The organism is Cellulosimicrobium sp. 22598, from assembly GCF_052044445.1.
Lineage (GTDB): Bacteria > Actinomycetota > Actinomycetes > Actinomycetales > Cellulomonadaceae > Cellulosimicrobium > Cellulosimicrobium cellulans_G.
In genome coordinates, this window is record NZ_JBQEMZ010000015.1 from 73944 (window position 1) to 90892 (window position 16949).

Sequence of the window (16949 nt, forward strand, 5' to 3'; positions counted from 1 at the left end):
GAGACGACGACGGCCCGCACCCCGGTCGGGGTGCGGGCCGTCGCGGCACGGTCGCCGTCAGACGAGCGCCTGCAACGGGTTCTCCACGATCTCCGTGAGACGGGCGAGGAAGCGGGCCGCCACCACGCCGTCGACCGGGCGGTGGTCGACCGACAGCGTCAGGTGCGCGACCGTCGCGACCTGGACCTCGCCGTCCACGACGACCGGCTCCGCGACCGCCGCCCCCACCGCGAGGATGCCCACCTGCGGAGGGTTGATGATCGCGTCGAACTCCCGGACGCCGTACATGCCGAGGTTCGTCACGGTCAGCGCACCGCCCTCGAGCTCGTCCTGCTGCAGACGGCCCTCACCGGCGCGCGCGACGAGGTCCTTGACGGCCGTCGAGAGCGCACCGAGCGAGAGCGAGTCCGCCCCGCGCACCACCGGCGTCACGAGCCCGCGCTCGGAGGCCACCGCCACCGAGACGTCGGCGCGCTCGAAGCGCAGCACGGCGTCGGGCGTCCACACGACGTTCATCTCGGGCACGTCGACGAGGGCGCGCGCCGCCGCCCGGACGAAGAAGTCGTTGACCGAGACGCGCACGGGCGACGAGGCGTTGACGGTCGCGCGCAGCGCGAGCAACTCGTCGACCCGGACCCGCGCGCGCAGGTAGAAGTGCGGCGCCTCCTGCTTGCTCGCCTGCAGCCGCGAGGCCACGAGACGACGCAGCTTCGAGTGCGGGACCTCCTCGTACGGCCCGTACGCCGACGTCCGCACGGCGGGTGCGCCCGTCGCCGCGGTCGCCGCCACGGGCGGCTCGGCGGGGGCGCTCGCGACCCGGGTCGCGCACGTCGTCGCAGGTCGCGGCGCCTCGGGCGCCTCTGCCGGGGCCGCGGTCGCCGCCGCCGGCGACTGCGCGGCGGCGATCGCGCGCAGGACGTCGTCGCGCACGATGCGACCGCCGGGGCCGGTGCCGTCGAGCTGGTCGAGCCCGAGCCCCGCGTCGCGAGCCATCCGGCGCGCGAGCGGGCTCGCGAAGATCCGCCCGCCGTTCGCGCCCGGCCCGGCCGGTGCGGCCGGTGCGGCCGGGGCGTCGGCCGCGGGCGCCGCCGGCGCGGGCTCCGTCGGGGCGGGTGCGACCGGAGCAGGCTCCTGCGCAGCCGGGACAGCGGGCGGCGCCGGCTCCGGCGCGGGCTCCGCCGCGTCGGACGCCGGGCCGAGGCCGAGCTCCGCGAGGAGCGCGTCGCCGGCGGCCGGGTCCTCGTCCGGCGCGAGGAGCACCGCGATGGGGTCGCCCACGGGGACGAGCGTCCCCGCCTCGACGACGAGGGCGTGCACGACGCCGTCCTGGTCGCACTCGATGTCGACGACCGCCTTCTCGGTCTCGACGGTCGCCACGACGTCGCCCGCGGCGATCTTCTGCCCGGCCTCCACGGACCAGCCCTCGAGCGCCGCCTCGTCGGAGTCGGCGGACACGCCGGGCAGTCTCAGGTAGGTTGCCATCTCTCGTCCTCCAGGTCGGGTCAGAGCGCGCGCAGCGCAGCGGCGACGTCGGCGGTGCTCGCGAGCGCCGCCTGCTCCAGCACCTTGGAGATGCTGGGCGACGACTCGGAGCCGTGCACGCGGGTCACCGGGGCGTCGAGCCAGTCGAAGTACCTCCGCTGGATCTCGTCCGCGAGCCACCCGCCGTACGACGTGCCGGCCGAGCCCTGCTCGACGACGAGCACCTTGTTGGTCTTGCGGATCGACTCGCCGAGCGTGTCCCAGTCGACGCTCGCGCGGTCGAGCCAGCGCAGGTCCACGACCTCCGCGTCGACGCCCGCCTCGTCCGCGGCGTCGACGCAGCGCTGGACCATCGACAGGTAGGAGACGACGGTCGCGGCGCTGCCGGACCGGCGGATCGCGGCCTTGCCGACGGGCAGGCAGAAGTCGAGGTCCTTCGGCGCGTCCATGACGGCCTTGTACAGGTCGGCGTCGTGCTCGAGCACCGCGACGGGGTCCTTGAGCCGCATCGCCGCGTTGACCAGCCCGACGTAGTCGAGCGGGGTGGACGGGGCGACGATGCGCCACCCGACGGAGGTCGCGAGGATGCCCGCGGGGTCCATCGAGTGCTGCGAGCCGTAGCCGGTGCCCGTGCCGATCTTGATGCGCAGCAGCAGCGGCATGTCGTGGTCGCCGCCGAACATGTGCCGTGCCTTGCCGATCTGGTTGAAGAGCTGGTCGGCGGCGACCCAGATGAAGTCGGCGTACATGAGCTCGACGACCGGGTAGTAGCGCCCGTCGAGCGCGAGGCCGCCCCCCAGGCCGCTGAACGCGGCCTCGGCGATGGGCGTGCCGAGCGTGCGGTCGGGGAAGTCCGTCCCGAGCCCCTTGGTCGCGCCGCGCGACCCGCCGTTGAGCTTGTGGACGTCCTCGCCCATGACGACGACCCGCTCGTCCGCCGACATGCGGCGGTGCATCACGTCGGCGACGACGTCGACGAACTTGCGCTGCTCGAGCTCCTCGGAACCGAAGTCCGCGACGTCGCGGACGTCCGCGCCGTCGAGCCCGGACAGGTCGCCGCGGATGCCGACGTCGATGAAGTCGGTGTCGGGCCACAGCGCGGGACGGATCTGCTGCTGGCCAGGCTTGCCGCCGGGCACCGGCTCGAGCAGCGAGGCGGAGATCTCCTTCATCGCGGCCTTGGCCCGCGCGCGCACCTGCGCGCACTCGTCCGGGGTGAGGAGCCCGCGCTCCACGACGCGTGCCTCGACGGTCCGGATCGGCTCACGGTCGCGCCACGCCTGCTCCTCCTCCTTGGCGCGGTAGCCGAACGCGCTGCCGGGGAACGGCCCGTTCTGGTGGAAGTAGCGGTACGTGTCCGCCTCGACGATCGTCGGGCCGCCGCCCGCGCGCATGTGCTCGACGGCCTGCTGCATGGCGAGGTAGACGGCGAGCGTGTCCTGCCCGTCGACGCGCCAGCTCTTGATGCCGAAGCCGAGCCCGCGCGCGGACAGGCGCGGGTCGCCGGTCGCCTCCTCGACCGTCGTCGAGACGGCGTACTGGTTGTTCTCGATGAAGAAGCAGACCGGCAGGTCCCAGGCGGCGGCGAGGTTGAAGCTCTCCAGCACCGAGCCGATGTTCACCGCACCGTCCCCGAAGTAGGTGACGGCGACGTTGTCGGTGCCGGAGTGCTTGTCCGCCCAGGCGAAGCCGGTCGCGAAGGGGACGGCGCCGCCCACGATCGCGTTCGTGCCCATGGCCCCGGCCTCCTTCCACTGCAGGTGCATCGACCCGCCGCGGCCGCGGCAGTAGCCGTCGGCGAGGCCCGCGATCTCGGACAGGGACCGGTAGAGGACGGTGCGCACGTCGTCGCCGAGCTCGGCGCGCGCGTCGAAGCCGTCCGGCTGGACGTAGCCGAGCGCCTTGGCGAGGAACTGGTGGTGGCCGCGGTGGGAGCCGTTGATCTGGTCCGCCGCGACGAGAGGCAGGACCGAGCCCACGGCGCCGCCCTCCTGGCCGATCGAGGAGTGGGCCGGACCGTTGATGAGCTTCTGCCCGGCGAGCTCGAGGACCTCCTCCTCGAACGCGCGCACGAGGTGGAGCTGGACGAGCATGGTCTCGAGGAGCCGCGGGTCGGCGGCCTTCCAGTCCGCGGTCGTGGTGCTGAGCTCGACCCATGTGGCGGCCGGCTTGAGTGCCTTGGTCTTCGGCATAGGATCGCCTTCCTCGGGCGTGTCGTCCGTCGCGTGACGGGGTGCTGTCCGGCCGAGCCGGCACGAACGGCCCGGACGAGGCGACCCGTGGGCACCGGTGCCCACGCCGTCTCCTCGTCGAGGTCGCTCGTCGCGGGCGTCACCGCCGGCTCGGAGCATGTCGCTGCGCCCGACCATACAGCTACATACATGTATAGTCCAGCCTGGACGTGAATACGGGGGACCTGGCATGACATGTCCGGTTCCGCTAGCGTGGATCGTCTACGGCGCGCCTGACGACGGACGCGACCTTTCGGACCTCGACCCCGACGGAACACGATGCCCCAGACACTCGACCGCGACGGTTCGACACCGCTGTACATCCAACTCGCGAACATCCTGCGCGAGAAGATCGAGGGCGGCGAGTGGGCGGTGAACCACAAGATCCCGTCCGAGAACGAGCTCAACCAGACCTACGGGATCAGCCGCATGACGGCGCGCCAGGTCCTCGCGCAGCTCGCGAACGAAGGACTCATCTTCCGCGTCCAGGGCAAGGGCACGTTCGTGGCCCCGCGCAAGATCAGCACGCGCTCCCCCGCGTACAAGGGCATCCGCGAGCAGCTCGAGCAGATGGGGTACGCCACCTCGACGCAGCTGCTCGGCATGGAGCTCGGCACGCCGCCGAGCAACGTCGCGCGCACGCTCGGGCTGCCGTCGGGAGCCCATGCCTACACCGTGCGCCGCCTGCGCCTCGTCGAGGACGAGCCGATCAGCCTCCACACGTCCTACATCCCGCAGGCGCTCGCCGAGGACCTCGACCGCCACGACCCCGCCGAGCGTCAGCTGTGCGCGATCCTCGAGGACGCGTACGGCCTGCGCATGGACCACGTCGTCGAGACGCTCGAGACGACGACCCCCTCGGCCGCCGACGCGCGCGTCCTGGGCGTCGGCCGCACCGCGCCGCTCCTGCTGCTCACGCAGCAGATCTCCACCGCGACGGGCACGCCCTTCGAGCACTCGCGCATCCTCTTCCGGGGCGACAAGATCCGCCTCGAGTTCCACTACGACCTCTGACCGGCGCGCACCGCACGGGGCCCGGGGACCGACGGTCCCCGGGCCCCGCCGCGTCGGGTGCGTCGTCAGCGCAGGAGCGCCTCCAGCGCGGCCACGTCGACGAGCTTGTCGCTCAGCACGTCCGGACCGGCCAGCACCGTCGCCGGCAGGTCCGGCTCGCCGAGGTGGTCGACCACGAGCGAGGCGTCCGGGAACTCGTCCTCGGTCGTGAACGTGCTCACGGTCACGAGGTGCCGCAGCCCGGCGCGGCTCGCGGCCGTCGCGCCCGCGGCGGAGTCCTCGACCACGACGACCTCCTCGGGCGACCGGCCGAGCCGGTCGATCGCGAGCAGGTAGATGTCCGGGGCGGGCTTCTTGGCAGGCACGACGTCCCCCGCGAACACCCCGGCGACGCGCGCGTAGTCCTCCTCGCCGACGACGGACCGCAGGACGGCCTCGACGCTGCGCTGCGCGGACGTCGACGCCACGGCGACCTGCCACCCGGCGTCGAGCACCTCGTGCACGAGTCGGCGCACGCCGGGGCGCCCCGGCAGCGCGCCCTGCTCGACGAGCTCGACGTAGATCTCGCTCTTGCGCAGGTGCGCCGCTCGCACGGCCTCGTCGAGGTCGCCGCCGCGCGCGAGGTCGACCTCGGGGTGCTCGGCCAGGTACGCCTTGAGGCGCTCCTTGCCGCCGCCGACGCGCAGGAGCGCGGCGTACTCCGTCGCCGACCACTCGATCGGGTGCCCGAGCTCCGCGAACGCCCGGTTGAACGCGACGAGGTGGCCGTCGCGCTCGGTGTCCGCGAGGACGCCGTCGCAGTCCAGGACCAGTGCGCGCGTCATGCGGCCGCCCCCGCCGCGTCCCGGGACGACCCGAAGACCTCGATGTGCGTCGCGATCTCGTCGCGGACGGCGACCAGCACGGCGTCGAACATCTTCACGGGCTCCCACCGGCCGGTGCGCTCGCACTCGTCGAGGTGCTGCTTTGCGGTCCGCATGTAGGCGAGCTTCAGGGCGGTGGAGATGTTGATCTTGGACACGCCGGCCGCGATGAACGCCCGGAAGTCCTCGTCGCGCAGACCCGTGCCGCCGTGCAGCACGACGGGCAGGTCGCTCAGCGCGCGCAGGCTCTCCACGCGGTCGACCCGCAGCACGGGATCGGCCGTGTAGAGGCCGTGCGCGGTGCCGAGGGCGGGAGCGAGCAGGTCCGTGCCGGTGTCGCGCGCGACCTCGACGAGCTGTTCGACGCTGTAGGAGTGCAGGGCCTCGTCGGACCCGACGCCGTCCTCGACCCCCACGATGTTCTCGATCTCCGACTCGACGGCGGCCCCCGCGGCGTGCGCCTCGCGCACGACCTCGGCGGTCTCGCGCCACGCGACGTCGAGGGGTCGGTCGGACGCGTCGAAGAGGACGGACGACCACCCTTCGGCGAGCACCTCGGTGATGACGGCCCGGTCGGGGCAGTGGTCGAGGTGCAGGGCGACCGGGACGGTCGCCTCCTCGGCCGCGGAGTGCACGAGGCGCGACAGGTGCCGGGCGCCGATGCTCCTCACCGTCTTGACGGACGTCTGCAGGATCACGGGCGACCGCGCGCCCTCGGCGGCCGCGATGACGGCTCGCGCGGAGAGGTCGTCCGCGATGTTGACCGCGGGTACGGCATATCCGCGACGCTGCGCCTCGTCGACGAGGGCCAGGGTCGGGGCGATGGGCATGGATGTCCTCCTCGTGGTGCGACGACGGGGCCTCCGTTGGCCGACCGCCGTCGGTCGTCCGTGCGCGGCCGCTCACCGGCCACGCACTCGATAACTAGATCGTACTTGTCCAGACTCCTCTATACAAGTATTCCCTAGACGACCGCACCCACGGCGGCGCGGACCTCGGCCACCGTCGCGAGGAACGCGTCCGGGTCCAGGCCTCCGCGACCGAGGAACACGCCGTCCGGCACGTCGCGCGGGTCCCCGCCGGCGCCGGCTCGCGCGATCGCGGCGAACGTCCCCGGCCCGGCCGACCCGCCGTAGAGCACGCGCGAGCGCGCGACTCGCCCGTCGACGAGCGTGCGGAGCACGCCCACCGTCCGCAGCACGTGGTCCGCCGGCGCCGGCTCGGCCGCGCCGATGGCCCACGTGGGCTCGTACGCGACGACGACCTCCGCGTCGTCGGGCAGGCCGCCGAACGCCGCGTCCAGCTGGGCGCGCAGGACCGGCTCGGGCTCCGCGCTCCGCTCCGGCTCGCCCACGACGAGGATCGGGACGAGGCCGTGCCCGACGGCGGCCCGGACCTTGCGACCGAAGAGCTCGGGCGTCTCGCCGACGTGCCGCACGCGCTCCGGGTGTCCGACCATGACGTACCGCACGCCGAGCTCGGCGAGCAGCTCCGCGCTCACCTCGCCGGTGTAGGGGCCCCTGGGGTGCGGGGAGACGTCCTGCACCCCCACGTCGGCGCCGGTCCCGGCGAGCCCTTCGGAGAGCACCGTGACGAGCGGGTGGGGGACGCACGCGTAGACCCCGTCACCGCCCCCGCGCGCCGCGAGCCCGCTCGCGACGCGCTCGGCCCAGGACCGCGTCTCCGCGAGCCCGAGATAGCCCTTGGTGCTGCACCCGACGAGCGTCCTGGGAAGCATGGTTCCCCTCTCCGCGCCGCCGGCCCGACGACGCTGTCCGTGTCCGTCCGGACATTGTGGCCGCAACCGCCATACGTGTGCAACCATGTACACACAAGTTGGTGGTCGCGCGGACGACGACCTGCACCCGGCCCGGCGCGCACAGGAGCGCAGCCGCCGAGGCGTCGAGACGCACCGCCGCGTGAGGAGGACGGCACACGAATGGGTGGTACACCGCGAGCCGACGCACCACGGCTCGACAGCAAGACCTACGACATGGTGATCGTCGGCGCCGGGATCAACGGCGCCGCGATCGCGCGCGACGCCGCGCTCCGCGGGCTCGACGTCGCGCTCGTCGAGCGCGGCGACTACGGCGGCGAGACGTCGTCGTGGAACAGCCGCCTGATCCACGGCGGCCTGCGCTACCTCGAGCACGGCGAGCTCCGCCTCGTCCACGAGTCGCTGCACGACCGCGAGCACCTGTGGCACGTCGCACCGCACCTCGTCACCCCGCTCCCCTTCGTGGTGCCGCTCTACCGGCACAACCACGTCCCGGGGTGGATGCTCCGCGTCGGCATGGTGCTCTACGACGGCCTGTCGCTGCGCAAGTCGGTGCCGCGCCACCGCGCCATGACGCGCGACGCGACCCATCTCGAGCTCCCGGGCCTCGGGCTCGACGGGCTCGACGGCGCGGTGCGGTACTACGACGGTCAGGTGGTCTACCCCGAGCGGCTCGTGCTCGAGACCGTCCTCGACGCGTGCCGGCACGGCGCCGACGTGCTCAACCACGCCGAGGTCACCGAGATCCTCGTCGAGGACGGCGCGGCCCGCGGCGTCCGTGTGCACGACGCCGAGAGCGGCGAGGAGCTCGTCGTGCGGGGCCGGTGCGTCGTCAACGCCGCGGGCCCCTGGGTCGACCACCTCGCCCACGGCCTGCCCCTGCCCCGGCAGATCGGCGGGACGAAGGGCACGCACCTCGTCGTCGACCCCTTCCCCGGGGCCCCGGACGCGGCGATCTACTTCGAGGCGCGCAGCGACAACCGGGCGATCCTCGTCATCCCGTGGAACGGCCGCTACCTCATCGGGACGACCGACGACCGCTACGACGGCGACCCCGGTGCCGCGCGCGGGACCCGGGAGGAGGTCGACTACCTGCTGGCGGAGACGAACGCCCTCGTGCCGTCCGCCGGGCTGACGGTCGACGACGTGCTCCTCACCTACTCCGGCGTCCGGCCGCTCCCCCACCGCCCCGGCGCGAAGCCCGGCGCGATCCCGCGCAGCCACCTCGTCGAGACCCACGTCGAGGTGCCGCGGCTCGTGTCCGTCGTCGGCGGCAAGCTCACCCCGCACCTGAGCCTCGGTCGCGAGGTCGTCGACAAGGTCGCCCGCCTCCTCAGCCTCGACGTCCTCGCCTCCACCGCGGCCGACACCCCGCTCCCCGGCGCCCCGAGCACGGGGTCGTGGGAGGACGAGCGCGGGCGCGTGCTCGCGGACCTGCCGTTCCCGGCCGAGGTCGCCGAGCGCCTCGTCCGCGTCTACGGCGCCGTGGCCCGCGAGATCGGCGAGAGCGCACGGCGCGACCCGCGGCTCGTGCAGGTCCTGGGCGAGGGCCGGGGCGCGGTGACGCTCGCAGAGCTCGCGCACGTCGTCGAGCGCGAGCACGCGACGACGCTGACGGACGTCCTGCAGCGCCGCACGATGGTCGGCATCGAGCCCGGGCTCGGCCTGGACGTCGCCGAGGACGTCGCCGACGTGCTCGGCGACATGCTCGGGTGGGACGCCGAGCGTCGGGACGCGGAGGTCGCGGCCCACCGCACCTACGTCCGACGTCTGCTCGGCGGCACCGCGGCCGACGACGACGCCGACGAGACCCCGGCCTCCGCGGCGCACGCCGCGTGAGCGCAGCACGACGGGGCGGCACCCACCGGGTGCCGCCCCGTCGTCGTGACCGGTGCGTCGCGTCAGGCCGCGGCGCCCGGCACCTTGCGCGCCCAGCCCTTGGTCAGCTCGCGCGCCTCGCGCCACCCGGCGTACAGCGTGTCCGCCTGGTCACGGCTCATCGCCGGCTCGAACACGCGGTCCTGCTGCCAGCGGCTCGACACCTCGTCGAGCGAGCCGTAGACGCCCGTCGCGATGCCGGCCATGAGCATGGCCCCGTAGATCGTCGCCTCCTGCACGCGCGGCCGGATCACCGGGATGCCCGTGATGTCCGCGGTCATCTGGCACAGCAGGTTGTTCTTCACCGCCCCGCCGTCGACGCGGATCTCCGGGATGGTGATGTCGGACTGGTCGAGCGCGGCCTGCACGAGGTCGCGCGTCTGGTAGACCATCGACTCCACGCCCGCGCGGATGATGTGCAGGCGGTTCGTCGCGTTGGAGATGCCGACGATCGCGGCGCGCGCGTAGGAGTCCCAGTCGGGCGCCCCGAGGCCGGTGAACGCCGGGACGAGGTAGACGCCCTCCGTGCTCGCGACCTGACCCGCGTACCACTCGCTGTCCGGCGCGGCGTGGATGAGCTTCATGTCGTCGCGCAGCCACTGCATGGTCTTGCCCATGGCGTACACGACGCCCTCGATCTCGTACGCGATGTCGCCGCCCACGCCCCACGCCGCGGTCGTCGTGAGACCGGGCACGTACGCCGTCGAGCTGCCGGCGTTGATGTTGAGGACGCCCGCGGTGCCGTACGTCATCTTCGCCTGGCCGGGCTTGAACGCGGCCTGGCCGAAGAGCCCGGCCTGCTGGTCGCCCATGTTCGCCGCGATCGGGACCGGGGCCCCGAACGACGGCGCCGCGTCGCCGACGACGGTGTCGGACGGGACGATGCGCGGCAGCATGACGCGCGGGATGCCGTAGATCGAGAGCAGCTCGTCGTCCCAGTCGAGCGTCTCGAGGTTCATCATCATGGTCTCGGCGCCGTTGGAGTAGTCCGTGACGAACGCCTCCCGGCCCGTGAGGTTCCAGACGAGCCACGTGTCGATCGTGCCCGCGAGCAGCTCGCCCTTCTCGGCACGCTCCTGCGCCCCGGGGACCGCGTCGAGGATCCAGCGGATCTTCGACGCGGAGTAGAAGGCGTCCGGCGTGCGGCCGGTCTTGCTGCGGATGGTCTCGCCGTGCCCCTCCGCGACCCACTGCTCGACGATGTCGACCGAGTGGCGCGAGGCCCACACGATCGCGTTGTAGATGGGCCGCCCGGTGTCCTTCTCCCAGACGAGGGCCGTCTGCCGCTGGTTGGTCAGGCCGATCGCGCTGAGGTCAGCGGGCTGGATGCCCGCCTGGCGCATCGCGGCGCGCATCGTCTCGTACTGGGTCGTGACGATCTCCTGCGGGTCGTGCTCGATCCAGCCGGACCGGGGGTAGTGCTGCGTGAGCTCGGCCTGGCCGAGTCCGAGGACCGTTCCCTCCTCGTCGATCACGAACGTCCGGGCGCTCGTGGTTCCCTCGTCGATTCCGAGGATGTACTTCGTCATGTGCCACACCTCATTGTTGACAGTTCCGAGTGCTGACGCGGGGGTCGTCCCCGTCCGGCCTGGCTCCGAGGCGTCGGTGCCCCGGGGGCCGGAGATACGTGCCCGACGTCCGCACGCTAGTAGCCAGTACACGTCTAGTCAACTAGTTGTCCGAACCTGTATGTGGTCGTACTATCGACACGACCGCGGGGTGGCCGGCGACGGTGCCGGCTCCAGACAACGACGTGCGCTTCGCGAAAGGTACTCATGGACATCGATCTCTTCTCCCTCCTGCTCTCGCTCGGCGGAGGGTTCGTGGGCGCGGCCCTCGGCGCGCTCCTCGCATTCGTCTTCACCGGCCTGGCCGTGGTGCTCGGCGTCGTGGCCCTCGCCGCGGGTGGTGGCTCGGGCATGCTCGACACCGTCGCGTTCGGGCCGTTCTTCGGCCCGCACGTCGCGTTCGCCGGCGGTGTCGCCGCCGCGGGCTACGCGGCACGGCGCGGCGGCTTCGACGGCAAGGACATCGTCACACCTCTCGCGAGCATCCGACGCCCCGACGTGCTGCTCGTCGGCGCGCTGTTCGGCGCGCTGGGCTACGTGGTGCAGGTCGCGGTCGCCGCGACGCCGTGGTTCGGGAGCCACACGGACACCGTGGCCGTCACGGTGTTCCTCTCGGGCGTCGCCGCCCGGCTCGTGTTCGGCCGCACCGGCCTGCTCGGGGCGGTGCCGCGCACGCCGCAGGGCTGGAAGCGCTTCGCGCCCACGCCCGAGAACCAGTGGATCCCGGGCCAGCAGCGCTTCCGCGACAACACGGTGCTCGGCGCGTTCGCCGGCCTGTTCGCGGCCGGCACGACCGTGCTCCTCGCCGAGAGCTTCCCCGACCTCCAGGGCAGCGCCCACGTGTTCGCGTTCGGCGTCTCCGCGTTCTCGCTCGCGTTCCTCGCGGTCGGGATGCCGGTCCCCGTGACGCACCACATCACGGTCGTCGGCGGTCTCGCCGCCGCCACGTTCCTTCCCGTCGTGGGCAGCACGTTCGCGGCCGTGCTCGTCGGCGCCGCGTTCGCGGTCGTCGCCGCGTGGGGCGCGGAGCTGTTCGCGCGCCTCCTGCACATCCACGGCGACACCCACATCGACCCCCCGGCCGCGACGATCTGGCCCACGAGCCTGCTCGTCCTCGGCCTGGGCAGCGCCCTCGTCTGAGCGCACCCGGCGCGGGCGGGTCCGGTGGTGCCACCACCGGGCCCGCCCGCGCGTCATGACACCCGACCTCAGGAGAAGCATGTCGTCCTCGACCGTCACCCTCCCCTCGCTCGCCGACGTCGGCGCCCTCGCCCTCGACGTCGACGGGACGCTCGCCGGCGCCGACCACGCCGTCTCGCCGCGCACCGCGGCCGCGGTCGCCCGCGTCCGCGACGCCGGCGTCCCCGTCCTGCTCGTCACCGGGAGGTCACGGGCCAACACCCTCGATCTCGCGGGCTCGATCGGACTCGACCTGCCCGTGGTCTGCTGCAACGGGGCCGTCGTGGTCGACCCGCGCACGGACGAGGACCTGCGCGTCGAGACCCTGGCCCCGGAGGAGATCCGGACGATGGCCGAGCTCGCGGACGAGCTCGGCCTCACCTGCACGTGGTGGACGTCGCGCGACATCTTCATCTCCGAGCCGGGCTTCGGTCGCGACCTCCTCATGGCGCTCAACGAGCAGGACGTGCGCGTCGCCGACCTCCGGGACACCGACCCGCGCGCGATCGTCAAGATCATGGTCGTCGGCCGCGGGGACCGCCTGGACGAGGTCGCCCCCACGGTCTCGCGCGTCCCCCGGATCGCCCGCGCGATGGACGAGTTCTTCGAGCTCTCGCCCGAGCGGGGCGCGAAGTGGGAGGGCCTGTCCTTCGTGCTGGACCGCCTCGGCGTGACCGCGGACCGCACGCTCGGGTTCGGCGACGGCGGCAACGACGTACCGTGGCTGTCCCGCATCGGCTACGGGTTCGCGATGGGCAACGCGCGCCCCGAGGTCAAGGCCGTCACGCTCGCGAGCATCGGCAACCACGCCGAGGACGGGCTGGCCGCCTTCCTCGAGCACGCCCTCGACCACCTGGGCCTCGGCGCCCCCCGGACCGGAGACCTCGTATGACGACCGCTTCCCTCTTCCGCCTCCCCGAGGACGTCCGCGGCGACGACTACGTGCTCGCGACGTACCACCTGCGCCTGCCCGCAGGCACGGACGTCATGGCCAAGGCCACGACGTTCGCCGTCGGGCAGACGACCGGCACCTGGGTCGAGGTGCCGGGCCTGACGCCCGAGCTGCGCGCGCGGCACGAGGGACGCGTCGTGCGCGTCCTCGAGGCACCGCCCGTCGAGGTCGGGGGCGACGACGACGAGGTGCACGACTTCCTCGTCCAGATCGCCGTCCCGACGGTCAACGTGGGGCCGCAGCTCCCGATGCTGCTCACGACGCTGCTCGGCAACGACGCGTCGACGTCCGTGCAGGCGAAGCTCGTCGACCTCGAGCTCCCGGACGCCTACGCGCGCGATCTCGGCGGTCCCCGGTTCGGGGTCGCCGGCGTGCGCGAGCTCGTCGGGGTCACGGACCGGCCGCTCGTGCTCAACATGATCAAGCCGTGCACCGGGCTGAGCCCGCAGGAGGGCGCGCGGATCTTCAAGGAGACCGCGCTCGGGGGCGTGGACCTCGTGAAGGACGACGAGCTGCTCGGCGACACGTCGTTCTCGCCCGTCGTCGAGCGCGTGCGCGAGTTCGGTCGCGCCGCGCGCGAGGTGCTCGAGGAGACGGGCAAGGACGTGGTCTACGTCCCGAACGTCACCGACCGGCCGGACCGCATGCTCGACACCGCGCGCCGGGCGGTCGACGCAGGGGCCCGCGCGCTCATGATCACCTACGCGACCGTCGGGTACGGCGGCCTGCAGGCGCTGCGCGACGCGGTGGACGTCCCCCTGCTCGGCCACTTCGCCGGCACCGGCCCGTACTTCGAGGGGCCCGCGTCCGGGATGAGCGCCCCGATCGCGGCCGGCATGCTCCCGCGTCTCGCGGGGGCCGACCTCGTGCTCACGACGACCCCGTACGGGGGGTACCCGGTCCGCCGCCTGCCGTACCTGCGCACGCTGCAGCAGCTCGCGCTGCCGCGCCCGCACGTCGCCCCCGCGCTGCCCGTGATCGGCGGCGGGGTGCACCCCGGCGTGGTCGCGCGGTACGTGCGGGACGCGGGCACCGACGTGGTCCTCGGCGCGGGAGGCGCGGTCCAGGGGCACCCGCAGGGGCCCGCCGCGGGCGTGCGCGCCATGCGCCAGGCGATCGACGCCGCGGTCGCCGGCCGCGACGTGCGCGACGCGGCGCGCGAGCACCCCGAGCTCGCCGCGGCGCTGGAGCGCTTCGGCGTGCTGGACTGACGCGTCGACGCACGACGAGAGGGGCGGGTGGTCGTCACCACCCGCCCCTCTCTCGCGTGCGGGTCAGGCGGCGAGCATCGCCTCGGTGCGCCGGCCCGCCGCGTGCAGGAGGTCCCACGTGGCGGCGACGTGCTCGCGGATCTGACGGTAGACGCCGAAGTACTCGTCGTACACGCGCGTCGCGTGCGCCGACGGCTCGTACGAGCGCTCCACGTCGACCGTCTCCGCGACGGCCTCGTCGAGCGTCGACCACGCCCCCACGCCGACCCCGGCGACGAGCGCGGCGCCCTTCGCGCCGAACTCGCTGCCCGCCGGGACGACGACGCGGCGGCCGAGGACGTCGGCGAACACCTGGCTCCACACGGGGCTCGACGCGCCGCCGCCCGCGAGGCGCACCGTGCCCACCTCGGTGGGGATGGAGTCTAGGCAGTCGCGGATCCCGTAGGCGACGCCCTCGTACACCGCGCGCAGCATGTGGTCGCGCGAGTGCCCGGCGGTGAGCCCGCTGAACGACCCGCGCGCGCTGGGCTTGACGAAGGGCGCGCGCTCGCCGCCGGGCGCCGTGTACCCGTGGAAGACGACGCCGCCCGCGCCCGGCGGGACGCTCGCGACGGTCGCGTCGAGGTGCTCGAAGAGCGACACCGCGCGGGCGCGCGCGTCCTCGTGGAACCCGTGGCCGAGCTCGCGCAGGAACCAGTCGACGTTCGGCGTGCACGAGTTCATGCCCATCGCGCGGACCCACGTGTCCGGGCCGTGCGGGATGACCCACCCGACGTCGGCCGGTGCGAAGCCGGCCGAGAGGTCGTCGGTCGCGACGGTGACGATCCCCGCGGTGCCGATGACCGCCATGCAGTCCCCCGGGGCGATGACGCCCACGCCGAGGGACGACGCGGCGATGTCGACCTGTCCCTTGACGACGGGCGTCCCGGCCCGCAGGCCTGTGAGCGCGGCGGCCTCGGGGGTCACGGTGCCGCACACGTCGGTCGGCGCGAGGAGGCGCGGCAGCACGTGGCGCGCCGCTCCGAGACCCCACGCGTCGAGGACCTCGTCCGACCACGTGCGCGAGCGCACGTCGATGCCCGCGAGGCTCGCGTCCGACGGGTCGCCCGAGAGCTCGCCCGTGAGGCGGTACTCGACCCAGTCCTTGCACCACAGCGCGGTGACCCCCTCGCGCAGCGACTCCGGCTCGTTCTCCAGGCGCCAGCGCAGGAGGGCGCTCGTCGTCCCCGCGTACGGCCCGGTGCCCGAGACGGGGAACTGCCGGCTCACCGTGCCGTCGGCGTACCACCCGTCGATGAGCTCGCCCGCGCGGCCGTCGGTCCACAGGTAGGCGGGGCCGACCGGCCTGCCGTCGGGCCCGACGAGCCAGCTGCCGTCGCCCTGGCCCGTGGCACCGACCGCGAGGATCTCCTCCGGGGCGACGCCCGACGCGGCGACCGCCTCCTGGATCGCCTCGTGCGCGGCGGTCCAGACCTGCTCCATGTCCTCCTCGGCCAGGTGCGGGGCCGGGTTGGTGACCGGGACGCTGCGCCCGGCGCGGGTCAGCTCCGTCCCGTCGAGGTCGAAGACGGCCGCCTTGACGACCGACGTGCCGGCGTCGATGCCGACGAGGTACCTGCTCATGCGTCGTGCTCCTCTTCGTCGAGGTGAGGCGCGCGTGCTGCGCGCGTGCTGCCCTAGACATACACGGTCTGGCATACTCCTGTCTATACATGCAAGAAGGCAAGGAGGCCTTGTGCGCGCCCTCGTGAAGCACTCGCCCGGTCCCGGCAACGTCGCGCTGCTCGACGTCCCCGCCCCGGTCCCCCGCGACGACCAGGTGCTCGTCGACGTCGCCGCGTGCGCGATCTGCGGCACCGACCGCTCCGCCGTCGAGTCCGGCCAGGGCTTCGACGGCCGCCGCGTCCTCGGCCACGAGATCGCCGGCGTCGTGCGGTGGGTCGGCCCGGCGGCCGACCGCCCCGACCTGCGGCCCGGGGACCGCGTGTGCGTCGAGACCGACGCCTCGCTGTGCCTGCGGTGCGCCTACTGCCGCACCGAGCAGTACAACCGCTGCCCCCACCGCACCGGCATCGGCACCACCACCGACGGCGGCCTCGCCGACCAGCTCGCCGTCCCGGGGCGCGCCGTGCACCGCCTGCCCGACGACGTCACGCTCCTGGAGGGCGCGCTCGTCGAGCCGCTCGCCGTCGCCGTGCACGCCGTCGTCGAGCGCAGCCCGGCGCTCGCCGGCGAGGTGGTCGTCGTCACCGGGCCCGGCGCCGTGGGGCTCCTCGTCGCCCAGGTCGCCGTCGCGTGCGGCGCGACCGTCGTGCTCGTCGGGCGCTCGCGGCACGCCGTGCGCCTCGCGACCGCCCGCGCCCTCGGCGTGCAGCACGTCGTGGACGCCGACGCCGAGGACGTCGGCGAGGTCGTCGGCCGCCTCACCGACGGGTACGGCGCCCACTCGCTGTTCGAGTGCTCGGGCTCGACCGCCGTCCTCGCCGACGGTCTCACGCACCTGCGCAAGGGCGGGCGGGCCGTGCTCGTCGCCTTCTACCACGAGCACCCGTCGACGGACCTCGACCTCGTCGTCAACCGCGAGCTCGAGGTCGTCGGCTCGCGCGGCAAGCGGCCGTCGTCGTTCCGCACCGCGATCCGGCTCCTCGGGTCCGGCCACGTGCGGCTCGGCCCCGTCATCGGCGCCGTCGTCCCGCTCGACCGCTGGGAGGAGGCCGTCGAGCGCATGACGCGCGGAGAGAAGGTCGTCGTGCAGGTGGCCGCCGACCTCGACGCCCCCGCAGCATGACGGAGC

Annotated in this window: 13 protein-coding genes; 6 read left to right on the forward strand and 7 right to left on the reverse strand. The window is 73.7% G+C overall.

The window, feature by feature from the left end; translation table 11 throughout:
• Positions 1–57: 57 nt before the first annotated feature.
• Both ACTJIY_RS15910 and ACTJIY_RS15915 read right to left on the reverse strand, forming a co-directional pair.
• Positions 58–1482 carry a dihydrolipoamide acetyltransferase family protein gene (locus tag ACTJIY_RS15910; protein WP_440674627.1) on the reverse strand — a complete coding sequence of 475 codons (1425 nt, stop codon included), beginning with the start codon at positions 1480–1482 and terminating at the stop codon, positions 58–60.
• A gap of 20 nt (positions 1483–1502) precedes the next feature.
• Positions 1503–3674, reverse strand: a complete 2172-nt coding sequence (locus ACTJIY_RS15915; protein WP_353708785.1) for an alpha-ketoacid dehydrogenase subunit alpha/beta — start codon at positions 3672–3674, stop codon at positions 1503–1505.
• A gap of 318 nt (positions 3675–3992) precedes the next feature.
• On the opposite strand from ACTJIY_RS15915, the gene ACTJIY_RS15920 reads away from it, so the two are divergent.
• Complete coding sequence (locus ACTJIY_RS15920) at positions 3993–4727, forward strand: GntR family transcriptional regulator (RefSeq protein WP_253053475.1); 735 nt, start codon at positions 3993–3995, stop codon at positions 4725–4727.
• Between the two features lie 65 nt (positions 4728–4792).
• On the opposite strand, the gene ACTJIY_RS15925 is transcribed toward ACTJIY_RS15920, so the two are convergent.
• The 3 genes from ACTJIY_RS15925 to ACTJIY_RS15935 all read right to left on the reverse strand — a co-directional run bounded on the left by ACTJIY_RS15925 (position 4793) and on the right by ACTJIY_RS15935 (position 7328).
• On the reverse strand, positions 4793–5551 hold the full coding sequence (locus ACTJIY_RS15925) for an HAD-IA family hydrolase (protein ID WP_440674628.1): 759 nt from the start codon (positions 5549–5551) through the stop codon (positions 4793–4795).
• A complete protein-coding gene (locus ACTJIY_RS15930) occupies positions 5548–6420 on the reverse strand; it encodes a class II fructose-bisphosphate aldolase (protein ID WP_115942919.1) in 873 nt (290 codons plus the stop codon). Before ACTJIY_RS15930 ends, ACTJIY_RS15925 begins: the two co-directional genes overlap by 4 nt.
• A gap of 134 nt (positions 6421–6554) precedes the next feature.
• Positions 6555–7328, reverse strand: coding sequence for a triose-phosphate isomerase family protein (locus tag ACTJIY_RS15935; RefSeq protein WP_440674629.1), 774 nt, complete (start codon positions 7326–7328; stop codon positions 6555–6557).
• 201 nt (positions 7329–7529) lie between these two features.
• Between ACTJIY_RS15935 and ACTJIY_RS15940 the strand changes: the two genes are divergently transcribed.
• On the forward strand, positions 7530–9206 hold the full coding sequence (locus ACTJIY_RS15940) for a glycerol-3-phosphate dehydrogenase/oxidase (protein ID WP_253053469.1): 1677 nt from the start codon (positions 7530–7532) through the stop codon (positions 9204–9206).
• 62 nt (positions 9207–9268) lie between these two features.
• On the opposite strand, the gene ACTJIY_RS15945 is transcribed toward ACTJIY_RS15940, so the two are convergent.
• Entirely contained in the window at positions 9269–10774 is a 1506-nt protein-coding gene (locus ACTJIY_RS15945; RefSeq protein WP_253053467.1) for an FGGY family carbohydrate kinase, read from the reverse strand.
• 246 nt (positions 10775–11020) lie between these two features.
• Here ACTJIY_RS15945 and ACTJIY_RS15950 point away from each other — a divergent pair, with 246 nt between their 5' ends.
• The 3 genes from ACTJIY_RS15950 to ACTJIY_RS15960 all read left to right on the forward strand — a co-directional run bounded on the left by ACTJIY_RS15950 (position 11021) and on the right by ACTJIY_RS15960 (position 14155).
• A complete protein-coding gene (locus ACTJIY_RS15950; protein WP_253053465.1) occupies positions 11021–11953 on the forward strand; it encodes a hypothetical protein in 933 nt (310 codons plus the stop codon).
• A 79-nt stretch (positions 11954–12032) separates the two neighbouring features.
• A complete protein-coding gene (locus ACTJIY_RS15955) occupies positions 12033–12884 on the forward strand; it encodes an HAD family hydrolase (protein WP_440674630.1) in 852 nt (283 codons plus the stop codon).
• Complete coding sequence (locus ACTJIY_RS15960; protein ID WP_253053460.1) at positions 12881–14155, forward strand: RuBisCO large subunit C-terminal-like domain-containing protein; 1275 nt, start codon at positions 12881–12883, stop codon at positions 14153–14155. Before ACTJIY_RS15955 ends, ACTJIY_RS15960 begins: the two co-directional genes overlap by 4 nt.
• A 63-nt stretch (positions 14156–14218) precedes the next feature.
• Here ACTJIY_RS15960 and ACTJIY_RS15965 read toward each other — a convergent pair whose 3' ends face one another.
• The gene (locus tag ACTJIY_RS15965; protein WP_353708779.1) at positions 14219–15778 is read right to left on the reverse strand and encodes an FGGY-family carbohydrate kinase; all 1560 of its coding nucleotides are present in this window, start codon (positions 15776–15778) and stop codon (positions 14219–14221) included.
• A 112-nt stretch (positions 15779–15890) separates the two neighbouring features.
• Here ACTJIY_RS15965 and ACTJIY_RS15970 point away from each other — a divergent pair, with 112 nt between their 5' ends.
• Positions 15891–16943: a zinc-binding dehydrogenase gene (locus ACTJIY_RS15970; RefSeq protein WP_440674631.1), complete on the forward strand. Its 1053-nt coding sequence runs from the start codon at positions 15891–15893 to the stop codon at positions 16941–16943.
• Positions 16944–16949 lie beyond the last annotated feature (6 nt).

Bases quoted from the DNA above. Each gene is read 5' to 3' on its own strand.
- ACTJIY_RS15910 (WP_440674627.1), bottom strand. From the start codon at position 1,482: ATGGCAACCTACCTGAGACTGCCCGGCGTGTCCGCCGACTCCGACGAG.
- ACTJIY_RS15915 (WP_353708785.1), bottom strand. From the start codon at position 3,674: ATGCCGAAGACCAAGGCACTCAAGCCGGCCGCCACATGGGTCGAGCTC.
- ACTJIY_RS15920 (WP_253053475.1), top strand. From the start codon at position 3,993: ATGCCCCAGACACTCGACCGCGACGGTTCGACACCGCTGTACATCCAA.
- ACTJIY_RS15925 (WP_440674628.1), bottom strand. From the start codon at position 5,551: ATGACGCGCGCACTGGTCCTGGACTGCGACGGCGTCCTCGCGGACACC.
- ACTJIY_RS15930 (WP_115942919.1), bottom strand. From the start codon at position 6,420: ATGCCCATCGCCCCGACCCTGGCCCTCGTCGACGAGGCGCAGCGTCGC.
- ACTJIY_RS15935 (WP_440674629.1), bottom strand. From the start codon at position 7,328: ATGCTTCCCAGGACGCTCGTCGGGTGCAGCACCAAGGGCTATCTCGGG.
- ACTJIY_RS15940 (WP_253053469.1), top strand. From the start codon at position 7,530: ATGGGTGGTACACCGCGAGCCGACGCACCACGGCTCGACAGCAAGACC.
- ACTJIY_RS15945 (WP_253053467.1), bottom strand. From the start codon at position 10,774: ATGACGAAGTACATCCTCGGAATCGACGAGGGAACCACGAGCGCCCGG.
- ACTJIY_RS15950 (WP_253053465.1), top strand. From the start codon at position 11,021: ATGGACATCGATCTCTTCTCCCTCCTGCTCTCGCTCGGCGGAGGGTTC.
- ACTJIY_RS15955 (WP_440674630.1), top strand. From the start codon at position 12,033: ATGTCGTCCTCGACCGTCACCCTCCCCTCGCTCGCCGACGTCGGCGCC.
- ACTJIY_RS15960 (WP_253053460.1), top strand. From the start codon at position 12,881: ATGACGACCGCTTCCCTCTTCCGCCTCCCCGAGGACGTCCGCGGCGAC.
- ACTJIY_RS15965 (WP_353708779.1), bottom strand. From the start codon at position 15,778: ATGAGCAGGTACCTCGTCGGCATCGACGCCGGCACGTCGGTCGTCAAG.